Raw genomic sequence first — 12,616 nt, 5'->3', positions numbered from 1 at the left:
CTCCGAGGTGGCGCCGGGCTACTTGGCCTGGGCGATGGCGGCGTCGATCTCCTTGGCGGTGGCCGTGAGGCCCGCCGGGAGGTCCTTCTGCTGGCCGGACTCGTAGGCGTAGCCGAGGTTCTGCAGCGAGACGATGTAGGCGCCGCCGTTGACGGTCGGCGGGGTGGTGCCGGAGTACTGGTTCTTGGCGATGTCCAGGAAGGTCTTGAAGTTCTCGTCGCTGATCAGCTTCGGCGAGTTGAGCGCGTCGAAGGTGCTCGGCACGTTGTGGATCGCGTTGGCGAAGCTGACCACGGCGTCGGTGTCGGTGGTCAGGTACTTGACCAGCTCCCAGGCGGCGGCCTGCTTCTTGCTGCTGCTGGCGATGCCGACGATGGTGCCGGTCTGGTAGCCGCGGCCGTAGGTGGCGACCTGGTCGTCCGGCACCGGGAACGGCGCGGTGGCCCACTCGAAGTCGGGCTTGTTCTCGGCGAGCGCGGCGGTGCGCCACTCACCGTCTATGGCCATCGCGACCTGGCCGGTGTGGAACGGGTTCTTGGCGCTGAACTCCTCGCCGAAGGTGGAGCGGAACTTGTCGAGCTTGTCGTAGCCGCCGAGCTTGTCGACCAGGCCCTTCTGCCAGGTCAGCATCGAGGCGACCTTGGGGTCGGTGGCGAGGTTCGACTTGCCGGAGCCGTCGAAGTAGCTCGGGCCCCACTGGCCGAGGAAGTGCTCGGTGGTCGACTCGTAGCCGTGGTACAGCGGCATGAAGCCGAGCTGCTTGAAGCCGTCGCCGTCGGGGACGGTCAGCTTGGTGGCCGCCTCGGCGAACTCGCTGAAGGTCTTCGGCGCGCTGGTGATGCCGGCGTCGGCGAAGGCCTTCTTGTTGTAGTACAGACCGAACGCGTCACCGAGCAGCGGCAGCGAACACTGGTTGCCCTGGTACTGCGTGTAGTTGAGCATCGCGGCCGGGAAGGTCTTCGCGGCGTCGATCTTGTCCTTCTCCAGGAAGGGCTTGAGGTCGGCGAAGGCCTTGGTCGAGCAGAACATGCCGACGTTGTTGGTGGTGAAGGAGGAGACCACGTCCGGGGCGGAGTCGCCGCCGGCCCGCAGGGCCTGGTTGACCTTGTCGTCGGCGATGTTGCCGACGGCCTTGACGTGGATGTTCGGGTGGGCCTTCTCGAAGGCGGCGATGTTGGCGTCGATCGCCTTCACCTCGGAGTCCTGGCTCCAACCGTGCCAGAAGGTGATGGTGACGTCGCCGCCGGTGGCCGAGTCGTCCTTGCCGCCGGCGTCGTTGGTGCCGGTGCAGGCGGTGGCGAGCAGGGCCAGCACGGCGCCGCCGGTCACGGCGGCGACTGTCCGGCGGCTTCTGCGGGAGGTGGTGGAGTGCACTTCGAGATCCTCCTGGGGGTGCGCGGGCAGGCGTCATTGCCTCGGGTCCCGCGTTGGGGGGTTGGGGGAGAGGTGTGCAGGGGCGGGCGTTGGTGCGGGTGGGAGCTGTCCGTGGGGTGGTGCGGTCGCGGCGGGCGGGCTTCAGTGCGTGGAGAAGACCGCCTCGCGAGCGGCTGCCAGGGCGCGTTGCAGTGCGCCGAGCAGGACGGGTGAGCCTGGCAGGGCGCTGCTGCGCACCTCGGGCCGGGCGATCGAGATCCGGGCCAGTTCCTCTTCGACGAGTGCGCGCAGCCGTTCGCCGCCCGCGCTCGGCACGCCGCCGGAGACCACCACGAGCTGGGGGTCCACGACGGCGACGATCACGGCCAGTCCGACGGCGAGCCGGCCGGCCAGGGCGGTGAGGAACTCGTCACCGGCACCCGGGGTCTCCAGGGCCTTGGCGAGCGACTCCTCCGCGGTGGGCGCGCCGAGCCCGTACTCCTTGGCCAGCACCCGGACGGCGGGTGCGCCGACCAGCTCCTGGAACCCGCCGGAGTTGCGGCGGCGCACGTCCCGCACGACCGGTGAACCGGGGACGGGCATGTAGCCGACCTCCCCGGCGCCACCGGTGAAGCCGCGGTGCAGCCGGCCGGCGATCACGATCGCCGCGCCGGTGCCCTCCCCGGCCCAGAGCAGGACGAAGTCCTCGAACCCGCGGGCCGCGCCGGAGGCCTGTTCGGCGACGGCGGCCAGGTTCACGTCGTTCTCGATCGACACCGGCGCGCCGATCGCCTCGGAGAGCTCCCGCGTCAGCCGCGGGGAGTGCCAGCCGGGCAGGTGGGAGGCGTAGCGGAGCTTGCCGGTGACGGGGTCGGGCGCGCCGCCGACGCCGATCGCCACCGTGTGCAGGCCGTTCTCGGGGAGCCCGGCGGCCCGGACCGCCTCGGCGACGGCGGCGGCGACCCGGGTGACGGTCTCGGCGGCGGTCCAGCCCTTGGTGGGCACCACGTGCTCGGCCAGCTTGACGCCGGTGATGTCGGCGATCGCGATCCGGGCGTGGCTGGTGGTGACGTCCAGGCCGGCCACGTAGCCGGCGGCCGGATTCACTTGGTACAGCTGGGCGTTGGGGCCCGGCCCGCCGGCGGTGGTACCGACCGGGAGGACGAGCCCGGCGGCCTCCAGGCGGGCCAGCAGCTGGGAGGCGGTGGGCTTGGACAGGCCGGTCAGGGTGCCGATCTGGGTGCGGGAGAGCGGGCCGTTCTCCAGCAGCAGTTCGAGGGCCGCGCGGTCGTTGATGGCGCGCAGCAGGCTGGGAGTGCCGGCGAGGGGGGCCTTGGCGGGCGTTCTGGTCACGGCGTCGATCCTCCTCTTCCCGGCACGTCACGACGGACGTGGGGTGGGCTCCGGGCGAACTGTTAGGAAACTTTCCAGTCGCTTGGACAGGACCGTACGGTCCACGTCAGGAGGGTGTCAATGGTCCTTCCGACGGTGGATGCCGAAGCGTTACCGGCCAGCGCGAAGCCCCGCCTCCCGATGTCCGGGAGACGGGGCTTTCGTCCGGTTCGCGTGTCCGGTGCGCGGCGGGTGGGCGCTCGGCGGCGGCCGGCGGGCCGGTCAGGGCGCCTTGGAGATGTCGTCGGCCGGCTTCACCGGAGCCGGTATCGGCGCCGTCGCGAGGTAGCGCGGCGAGGTGGGGTCGGCCAGCGCGGACGGCGGGGCGGCGTCGGTGGGCGCCGTCGTCGGGCCGGTGGTCAGCACCACCCCGATGGGGGCCGCGGCGGCGGCTCCGGCGGCTCCGGCGGCGAGCGGGGCCTCCTCCTTGACCTTGATCCCGGCCTGGTCGAAGGCGGTCTTCAGCCGGTGCCGCAACGCCCGGGCGACCGACAGCGCCTTCCCCGGGGCCGTGCGGGCCTCGACCCGCAGCACCACCGAGTCCACCGCGACCGACTCCACGCCCAGGATCGAGACCGGCGCCCAGACCAGCTCGTCGAACGGCGCCTCCTTGGCCATCGCCTCGGCGGTCTCCTGGATCAGCGCCTCGACCCGGGCCAGGTCCTCCTTGTAGCCGACCTGGACGTCCACCGAGGCGGTCGACCAGCCCTGGCTCATATTGGCGATCCGCTTCACCTCGCCGTTGCGGATGTACCAGATCTCGCCGCCCGCGCCACGCAGCTTGGTGACCCGCAGGCCGACCTCCAGCACCGTGCCGGTCGCCACCCCGGTGTCGATCTCGTCGCCGACGCCGTACTGGTCCTCCATGATCATGAAGACCCCGGAGAGGAAGTCCGTGACCAGGTTGCGGGCACCGAAACCGATCGCCACACCGGCCACACCGGCGCTCGCCAGCAGCGGCGCCAGGTTCACCCCGAGCGCCGAGAGGACCATCAGCGCGGCCGTCCCCAGGATGCTGAACGAGGCGACGCTGCGCAGCACCGAGCCGATCGCCTCGGACCGCTGCTGCCGGCGCTCGGGGTTGACCACCCCGGTGTTGGCCAGCAGCCCGCCGAGCCGGCCGGGCTCGTCGTCGGTCTCGTTCGACTTGATCATCCGCGCTATCAGCTGGGTGATCAGCTTGCGCACCACGGCCCGCAGCACCAGCGCCAGCACGATGATGAAGACGATCCGCACTCCGCTCGCCAGCCAGTCCTGCCAGTGCGAGTCGAACCAGCCGGCCGCCTGCTTGGTGGTGTCGCTGACCTCCTGCGCGCTGGTCGGGATTCTGAGGTCGAACTGCGGCAGCTGCGGGGCCGTGGGGCTCGGGGACGGGCTCGGCGGCGTGGACGAGAGCGTCGTGGACGCGTCGGCGAGGAAACCGGCGGCACCGGACCTGAACACGTGCGGGGACCTTCCTGCAGGGGTCGTGGCACAGCCCGCCGACGCGGAGGCACACCGCGGAGGCACACCCTGGGCCTGCGGACCGTCCGTCTTAGCCTATCCGCCGCCGGACCGCGCCCCGGACACGCCGGGCGGCCGCCGGGCGGCCCCGGAGCAGCCGCCCCGGGGCGTGTGGCCGCCGCCCGGACGCCCCGTCAACGCCCCGGCACGCCCCCGATCGGCCCGCCGATCCGCCCCCGACCGGCCTCTGATCGGGCCTCCGACGGCACCGGGCGGTGCCCGCCACCGCGCTGCTCCGACCGGACGAGCCGTCCCCCGGGAGGGCACCCGGGTGCAACCCGTCCTTCGCCCGGGCATATCGGGTATGACAGAACCCACACCCGGAGTTCACATCAGCTCCGTTACACAGGAGTGGTGGCGCCGTACAAAGGCGTAAGGCGACACTGGGGGAGATCACGCACCCGTTGCGTGGTCGAACCGCTCGTCCCGGCGCGAGCCACGCGCCGCAGGCGTCCAAGGAGGCATCCGTGCCGCATGTCCTGGTCCTCAACGCGTCCTACGAGCCGCTCGGCGTCGTATCGATGCGCCGCGCACTCATCCTGGTCCTCAACCACAAGGCGGTCAGCCTGGAGGATTCGGGAGTCACTCTGCACAGCGCCACCAGCGCCCTTCCGGCGCCGTCCGTCGTCCGACTGACCCGCTTCGTCCGGGTCCCGTTCTGCGGGCCCGTCCCGCTCACCCGCCGGGCGCTGTTCGCCCGCGACCACGGCCGCTGCGTCTACTGCGGGGCCGCCGCCACCAGCGTCGACCACGTCATCCCGCGCAGCCGGGGCGGCCAGCACCGGTGGGACAACGTGGTGGCAGCCTGCCGCCGCTGCAACCACACCAAGGCCGACCGTCACCTCACCGAACTCGGCTGGCGGATGAAGCGGCCACCGGCCCCGCCCAGCGGCCTGGCCTGGCGCATCATCGGCACCGGGATCAAGGACCCGCGCTGGCGGCCCTACCTGGAGCCCTACGGAGGTGGTGACCAGCTGCACGCCCCGCAGTGGGCCGAGTACGAACACCACGACCATACCGAGGGCGCGCATCCGCTGCCGCTCGGCCGGGCGCACTCCGCCCACTCCGCCCCCGCCCGCCGCGGTGAGCAGCCCGAACCGCTCTCCGCCTGACCCCGCTCCACAAGGGCTTGCCCGTCATATCTTCGGTACGCCTCATGGGCCGCCGCGCACCCCGCATCGGGGCGCACGGCGGCCCGCCGCTGTATCGTCGCCCGCTCGCCGCTGTATCTTCGCCCGCTCGCCTCCGGGCCGCTTCGGTCCGGTGCCGACGGTCGGCGCTCCGGGCGCCGCTCGTTCCTCGCGTCGTCCTCGCTTCTTCCTTTCGGCACCGGCGCGGCCCTTCGGCTCGGGGCGCGTTCGGCCGGGGCCGGGGTTCGGACCTCGATGGTCGGGGCTTCAGACCTCCGGGTCGGGGTTCGGACGCCGGGGTGCCCGGTCACGGTGGCTCGGGGCGGGGGTGTGTCCCCCCGCCCGTCTTTCGTGGGTCCTCCGGGTCGCTAGGGCTTCTGCGACGGTGCTCCCGAGGGTGTCCCCGGCGGGGTGGTGGCCGGTGTGGTGCCCGGCGGCGGCGTCGTGGTGGTGGGCGGTACCACCGTCGTGCCCGGTGTCGTGACCGGTTGCTCGGTCACCGGGGCCGACGGGTCGGCGACGGCGTACAGCTCCACGCCCCAGAGCGAGTAGCCGTACTTGGTGGCCCGGGCGACGCCCTGGACCCGCAGGAACTTCGCGCCCGGCGCGTCGAACCGCACCGTCTCGTTGCCGCCCTTGCCGTCGTCCACGGTCGCCACCGTCGTCCAGGCGATGCCGTCCGCCGAGGTCTGGATCTTGTACGAGGAGGCGTACGCGGCCTGCCAGTGCAGCACGGCCGAGCCGAGGTGGGCGGCCTTCGGCAGCTCCAGCTGCACCCAGGCGTCGTCCTTGGCGGGGGAGGACCAGCGGCTCTTCGGGTCCCCGTCGGCTACCGCCGAGGCGGGGAAGGAGGAGGTCTCGTCGGCCGAGGAGGCGGCCTTCGCGGTGGTGGCGAGGTCCGGCCCGCCGGTCGGCGGCACCACGTGCACCTGGAGCACCTGGCGCACGGTGGTCGGACCGGTCACGAACAGCACCGGTACCTGGTAGGTGCCGGACGGCGTTCCCGGCGCGGCGCTGACCAGCAGCGGCACGCCCACCCGGCCGCCGCGCGGCACGCTCACCCCGGAGGCCGGTGCCACGGTCAGGCCCTTGGCCACGGCGGGTACCTCGGTGCGCAGCTCGCCGACGGTGCCTTCCGGCCGGCCGGCCTCGACCATCGCCCGGGCCTGTACGGGCGCGGTCGCGCCGGTCACCACGTCCAGCGCGGCGTCGGCCAGGCTGAGCCGGGCGGCCGGGGCGTCCGCGTACCAGGGGATCACCTGGTTGACGACCGGCGGCTCGCCGCCGGGCTTCCAGGCCAGCCGGAACGCGTCCGCGCTCTGGCCGCCGGCCGGCAGCTCGTTGTAGCCGGGCTGGACGGTGCCGATCTCCGCCCAGGTGCCGTCCGCGCGCCGCACCGAGACGGTGGCGGAGGCCCGGACGGTCGGGTCGGTGAGGACGGTCAGCCGGTCCAGCGGCCGGGCCGTGCCCAGCTCGACGGTGAGCGGCTCGTCCGCGACGGTCGGCGCGGTGGCCGCCCGGTAGGCGGTGTCCGGGTTGCCGTCCAGCACGGCGCCCGCCGAGGCGCCGGGCAGCGCGGCCGGGCCGCCGGTGACGCTGGCCGGGGCCTCGTCCGGCGCGGTCACGCTGAACTCGCGGACCGCCACGGCGGTCTTCTGGACGGCGGTGGCCCGCAGCCGTACCGCCCGGACGACCGTCCCGGCGGGCAGCTGGGCGGTGACGCTGCGCTGGTTCCTCACCTGGGCGAGCTGCTTCCAGCCGCCCTCGCCGGTGGAGTACTCCAGCACGCCGTCGCGGATGTAGTCGTCGAGTGCGCTCGTGCCGTCCGGGCCGCTGCCCCAGGAGCCCATCAGCACGGTGACGCTGCCCACCGGGCGGCCGCCGCCGAGGTCCAGGCCGACCGAGTCGCCGGGCTGCGGGGGCGCCGAGCTCCAGTAGAAGGTGTCGGCCACGCCGTCGGTCATCAGCGCGGGCAGGTGGTCGTGGGCGGTGCCCATGGTGGTGGTGGGGGCGGCTCCGCCGCCGACCACGCCGGCCCAGCTGTCGGCGGCCCGCACGGCGCGTTCCAGGAACGGGCCGAGCACGCCCGCGCCGACCGTCGCCGGGCTCTGGCCGAGCTGCTCGCGCAGCTTGTTGAGCTCGACCCGGGCCCGCCAGGCCGCCGCGCCGTCGCCGCCGCGCTGGGCCAGCAGCATGTCGAGCGCGGCCTGGCCGGCGAGGCCGTAGTCGCGCAACGGGGCCAGCCAGGGCCCGGCCTCGGCGGCCAGTGCCGCGGTGGCCGGGGTGGCGGTGAGGGTCTGCTGGGCCCCCGCCATCGCGGCGAAGGACTCCCGCAGCGGGGCCGCCGCCTCTATCAGCTTGGCGAGGTCGGGCGCCGCCCCGGCGTTCGGTTCGGCGGTCGCCCAGAACCGCTCCAGCAGCGGGGCGAGGTAGCCGGACTCCTGCTTGGACAGCGGTGAGGAGGAGCTGTTGCCGGCCAGTGCGGTGACGGACGCCAGGACCGCCCCGGCCGGGGCGGCGGTGGCGCCGGCCGGGCCCGCCAGCGAGCGCAGGGCGGCCTGCCAGGAGTCCTCCGGCTTGTACCCGCCGGGGTTCCAGGCGAAGTCCCCGGCGGTGGCGAGCGCGATCCGCGAGGCCGTCGGCTGCTGCATCGCGCCGGTGAGCATGACGGCCGACCGGGTGGCGACCTCCGTGTCGCGCCCGGTGTAGGCGCCGAGGAAGAGCCGGTCCGGGTTGGCGTCGTTCACCGGGTAGTTGTCCATGGTGACCAGCGGGTGCCCGTAGAGGCCGGCGGTCTCGGCGGCCTGAGTGCCCGTGATCTTCTCGGGGATCACCCCGACCCCGCTCCAGGCCACCTGCACGCCGGCCGGCAGTGCCGCCGCGAGCGCGGTGCGGTACGGGGTGGCGCCCTGCTGGTGGTACTCGGTGGGCACCACGGAGAGCGGCGCCAGCCCCGGGTTCTTCGCGATCAGCCGGTCCTGCACCTTGGCCACCAGCTCGGCCTGCGCCTTGGCGGCGGCGGCCGGCCCGGTGCCGTACTTGGCCCGGTCGTCGCCGCAGTGCCACTCGTCGTAGGAGACGTCGAGGAACTGCAACTGGAACGCGGTGAAGCCGAGGGCCCGCAGTCCGTCCAGCTTGGCGACCAGCGCGTCCGCGTCCTTGCCCGAGCTGTAGCAGAGCGACTGGCCGGGGTCGATCGCGTAGCCGGCCGTCACGTGGTTCGCCCCGGCCCGGGCGGCCAGCGCCTTCAGGTCCGCCGCCTTGGCCGCCGGGTAGGCGTCGCGCCAGCGGGAGAGCCGGTACGGGTCGTCGCCCGGGGCGTAGAGGTAGAAGTTCTGCTTGGAGCGGCCCAGGAAGTCCAGCTGGTCGAGGCGCTGCTGCTGGTTCCACGGGGTGCCGTAGAACGCCTCCGCGGTGCCGCGCACCGGCGCGCCGGAGGGCCAGTCGCGCAGCGTGATCCCCGGCAGCCCGAGGCCGGCCGCGCCCGGTGCCTGCCCCTGCCCGGCGGGCACGGCGGCCAGCAGCTGGCGCATGCTCTGCGCCGCGTAGAAGCTGCCCGCCTGGTCGGCGCCGGCCAGCACCACCACGCCGTACGTCCCGCCGCCCGGGGCCGGCAGCTGGCCGGCGGAGAGCACGTATCCGCCGGCGGGCATCCCCGCGGTGGAGGGTGCGGTGCCGTCCTTGCCGCCGGCGGCCGCGGTCAGCTCCCGCAGCGCCCGGTCGACCTCGCCGCCCGCGCCCTCGGCGGGACCGCCGATGTACACGACCAGGGACCCGGCGACCGGTGTGCCGGCCTCCGTCCGCGGCGTCACCGCGGTGGCCCCGGCCACGCCGAGCACCTCGCGCACGGTGTCCACCGCGCCGTGGTCCGCCTTCGGCGCGGTCACCAGCGTCACCTCGGCGGGTACCGCGACCGGCTTGCCGGTCACGCTCTGCTCCTGCGGGCGCGGGAAGACCTGAGGGTTGCTCACACTGCCCAGCGGTGTCTGCGACGCGGTGCTCACCACGTCGGGCCCCGGGTTGTACGCGTACGCGACCGGTCCGCTCACCAGCAGTCCGCCGACCACGGCGGCCGCCGACAGCGTCGCCGCGACCTGCAGGGTCCGCCGGCTCGGCGCCCCGGCCCGGACCCCGGCGCGTTCGGCCCGCACCGAGGCCAGCAGCGGCTCCGTGCCCTTGAGGTCCGCGATCAGCCGGTCCGCGGCCCTGGGGGCCAACTGACGGCACGTCCGCGCGGTCGCCCGCCGCGCCGCGATCGCCGCCGGGTGCTGCAACACGTCACGCAGTGCCGGGCTCTGCTCCAGCTGCTGCCTCAACCGCCGCCCTGCGGCGACGGACACTCGGGCTTGCACAGGAGCCTCCTCGCCAGGCAATGACCACATCGCGCCAAAGCCCACCAGTTGGCCCTGCCGGTGTCAACGTCGCCGACGGGTATGCAGAATTTGTCCTCTTTGTCGTTTCATCGCCCGACTCCGGAACCAGCCCGCCCACGCGCCGGTTCCCCCGTGCTCGAACGGGCCCGGCCCCGGGCGCCGGCGGCCCGCGCGGGCCGGGGTGACGCCCCGTCGGAGCGCGCGCACCCGCCCCGGCCGTGTGTCGCACCGGGTCACCGGGCCGTTACGCGGGTAGGACTGTGGCTGTCCTGACTGGGCGTTGCCGAGACATCGCAGGAGCCGCGCGTGGCCGCTTATCTCGACCGTGACGGAGCCGACGGCCTGGAGGTGCCCGCGCAGGACGCGCCGCCTCCCCCGGCGGAGCTGGTGGCGCTGGCCCAGGCCTACGGGGTGGACACCCGGGACAACCCGGGGGGCGGGGCCGTGCCGGTGGGCGCGCGGACACTGGTCGCCGTGCTGGCCGCGCTGGGGGTGGCGGCCGGCACGCCGGAGGAGGCCCGGCAGGCGCTGGAGCGTCACCGCGCCGAGCAGCGGGCACGCCTGTTGCCGCCCTGCGTGGTGGTGCGGGCCGGCCGGCGGACGGCGCTGGACGTGCCGGCGGACGCGCGGCTGACCGTCGAGCTGGAGGGCGGCGGGCTCTGGGAGCTGCCGCGCGGGCACTCGCACTGGCTGCCCGCCGACCTGCCGCTCGGGCGGCACCGGCTCAGGGCGGAGAGCGACGGCACCCGGCAGGACGCCCATCTGATCGTCGCGCCGGAGCGGCTCCCGGGACTGCCCGGCCGCGGCTGGGGCTTCCTCGCACAGCTCTACTCCGTCCTGTCCGACCGGTCCTGGGGCATGGGCGACCTCGGTGACCTCACGGAACTGACCCAGTGGGCCGGCGGTCTGGGCGCGGACTTCGCGCAGATCAACCCCCTGCACACCGCGCTGCCCACCGTCCCCTCCGACCCGTCCCCCTACCGTCCCTCCTCCCGCCGTTTCGCCGACCCGGTGCACCTGCGGGTCGAGGCGGTCCCCGCCTACGGCTATCTGACGGGCGAGCAGCGCGCCGAGGCCGAGGAGCTGGGCCGCCGTGCCGCCCGGCTGCGCGCCGAGGTGCTGGGCCACGACGGCCTGATCGACCGGGACGCCGTCTGGGCGCTCAAGCGCCGGGTCCTGGAGCTGCTGCACGAGGTGCCGCTCGGGGCGGGCGGCCGGGCCGCCTACGCGGCCTACCGGCGCGGCGAGGGCGAGTGGCTGGAGCGGTACGCGCTCTGGAACGCCCTCGCCGAGGCGCACGGCGCCGACTGGCACAGCTGGCCGAAGGGCCTGCGTCACCCGGACAGCCCGCACGTCGCCCTCGCCGCCGAGGAGCTCGCGGACCGCGTCGAGTTCCACCGGTGGCTCGCCTGGCAGGTCGACCGGCAGCTCGCCGGGGCCCAGCAGGCCGCGCGCACCGCGGGCATGGCCGTCGGTCTGATCCACGACCTCGCCGTCGGCGTCCACCCGGACGGCGCCGACGCCTGGGCGCTCCAGGACGTACTGGGCGGCGGCATCTCGGTCGGCGCCCCGCCGGACGCCTTCAACGCCCACGGCCAGGACTGGGGCCTGCCGCCCTGGCGTCCGGACGCGCTGGCCGCCTCCGGCTACGCCCCGTTCGCGGAGCTGCTGCGCTCGGCGGCCCGGCACGCGGGGGCGATCCGGATCGACCACGTGATGGGCCTGTTCCGGCTCTGGTGGGTGCCGGCCGGCCACGCGCCGACCGAGGGCGCCTACGTCCGCTACGACGCCGAGGCGATGCTGGGGGTGCTCGCCCTGGAGGCGCACCGGGCCGGCACGGCGGTGATCGGCGAGGACCTGGGCACCGTGGAGCCGGGCGTCCGCGAGGAGCTGGCGGCGCGCGGCGTCCTGGGGACCTCGGTGCTCTGGTTCGAGCGGGACTGGCAGGCCGGGGGCGAGATCCTGGCCCCGGAGCGCTGGCGGCCCGGCAGCCTGGCCACGCTGACCACCCATGACCTGCCGAGCACCGCCGCCCGGCTCTCGGGTGAGCACGTCGAGCTGCGCCACCGGCTCGGCCTGCTGGCCCGGTCGCTCGACGAGGAGCAGGCCCAGGCGGCGGCCGAGCTCGCGGACTGGCGGGCCGAGCTGACCCGGCTGGGTCTGCTGGCCGAGGACGAGCCGCTCTCGGCGCAGGCGCTGTACCGCTTCCTGCTGGCCACCCCGGCCGAGCTGGTCGGCATCTGGCTGCCCGACCTGGTGGGCGACCCGCGCCCGCAGAACCTGCCCGGCACCTGGGACCAGTACCCCAACTGGAGGCTGCCGGTCGCGGACGGTTCCGGCCGCCCGGTGACGCTGGACGAGCTGGCCGCCACCCCGGCCGCGCAGGCCCTGGCCGGACTCCTGCGGGCCGCCGGGCCGGCGGCCCGAAAGGCCGACCCCGCCGAGCGCGGCGGCGTAAGTGGCGGGTAAGTTGAGCAGCGTGGACAAGAGGAACGCTTTGCGAGCCGGCGCGGTCACCGCAACGGTCACGCTGATGATGCTGCTGTCGTCGCCCGCCATGGCCTACTCCCGGGACGACGGCGACGACCCGGGCAGCGGCCTGACCGTGGCCCAGACCCTCGGCCTGTACGTGCTGATCCCGATCGTGGCCTTCGTGGTCATCGCCGGTCTGGCCGGGCTGCCGTACGGCAGCAAGGACAAGAAGAAGTAACCGGGGTCCTCCACCCGAGCCTGGTAGCACGCCCGAGGGGGCGCCGGACCACGGGCCGCCCCCCCACGGGCGTTGGCGCCGCTCCGGGCGCCCGGGGCGGCCCCCGGGCCCCCACCGGCACACTGGCCCACCCCCCCGGCCCCCCCCCCCCCCGG

Annotated in this window: 7 protein-coding genes; 3 read left to right on the top strand and 4 right to left on the bottom strand. The window is 74.6% G+C overall.

The window, feature by feature from the left end; all coding sequences use genetic code 11:
- Positions 1-18: 18 nt before the first annotated feature.
- From ACFXHB_RS25935 to ACFXHB_RS25925, 3 genes are all read right to left on the bottom strand, one after another.
- Entirely contained in the window at positions 19-1,329 is a 1,311-nt protein-coding gene (locus tag ACFXHB_RS25935) for an ABC transporter substrate-binding protein (protein WP_380577026.1), read from the bottom strand.
- A 186-nt stretch (positions 1,330-1,515) separates the two neighbouring features.
- Positions 1,516-2,706, bottom strand: a complete 1,191-nt coding sequence (locus ACFXHB_RS25930) for an ROK family transcriptional regulator (protein WP_380577025.1) — start codon at positions 2,704-2,706, stop codon at positions 1,516-1,518.
- A 261-nt stretch (positions 2,707-2,967) separates the two neighbouring features.
- A complete protein-coding gene (locus tag ACFXHB_RS25925; protein ID WP_380577024.1) occupies positions 2,968-4,188 on the bottom strand; it encodes a mechanosensitive ion channel family protein in 1,221 nt (406 codons plus the stop codon).
- Positions 4,189-4,715: 527 nt separating this feature from the next.
- On the opposite strand from ACFXHB_RS25925, the gene ACFXHB_RS25920 reads away from it, so the two are divergent.
- Entirely contained in the window at positions 4,716-5,360 is a 645-nt protein-coding gene (locus ACFXHB_RS25920; RefSeq protein WP_380577023.1) for an HNH endonuclease, read from the top strand.
- Between the two features lie 386 nt (positions 5,361-5,746).
- Here ACFXHB_RS25920 and ACFXHB_RS25915 read toward each other — a convergent pair whose 3' ends face one another.
- On the bottom strand, positions 5,747-9,730 hold the full coding sequence (locus ACFXHB_RS25915) for a beta-N-acetylglucosaminidase domain-containing protein (RefSeq protein WP_380577022.1): 3,984 nt from the start codon (positions 9,728-9,730) through the stop codon (positions 5,747-5,749).
- Between the two features lie 369 nt (positions 9,731-10,099).
- Between ACFXHB_RS25915 and malQ the strand changes: the two genes are divergently transcribed.
- Both malQ and ACFXHB_RS25905 read left to right on the top strand, forming a co-directional pair.
- On the top strand, positions 10,100-12,220 hold the full coding sequence (malQ, locus tag ACFXHB_RS25910) for a 4-alpha-glucanotransferase (RefSeq protein ID WP_380577074.1): 2,121 nt from the start codon (positions 10,100-10,102) through the stop codon (positions 12,218-12,220).
- A gap of 10 nt (positions 12,221-12,230) precedes the next feature.
- Complete coding sequence (locus ACFXHB_RS25905) at positions 12,231-12,461, top strand: hypothetical protein (RefSeq protein WP_380577021.1); 231 nt, start codon at positions 12,231-12,233, stop codon at positions 12,459-12,461.
- Positions 12,462-12,616 lie beyond the last annotated feature (155 nt).

The sequence above is a fragment of the Kitasatospora sp. NPDC059327 genome, assembly GCF_042752535.1.
Classification (GTDB): Bacteria; Actinomycetota; Actinomycetes; order Streptomycetales; family Streptomycetaceae; genus Kitasatospora.
Note: the sequence above shows the minus strand (reverse complement) of the source record. Positions and strands in the feature narration are given on the sequence as shown.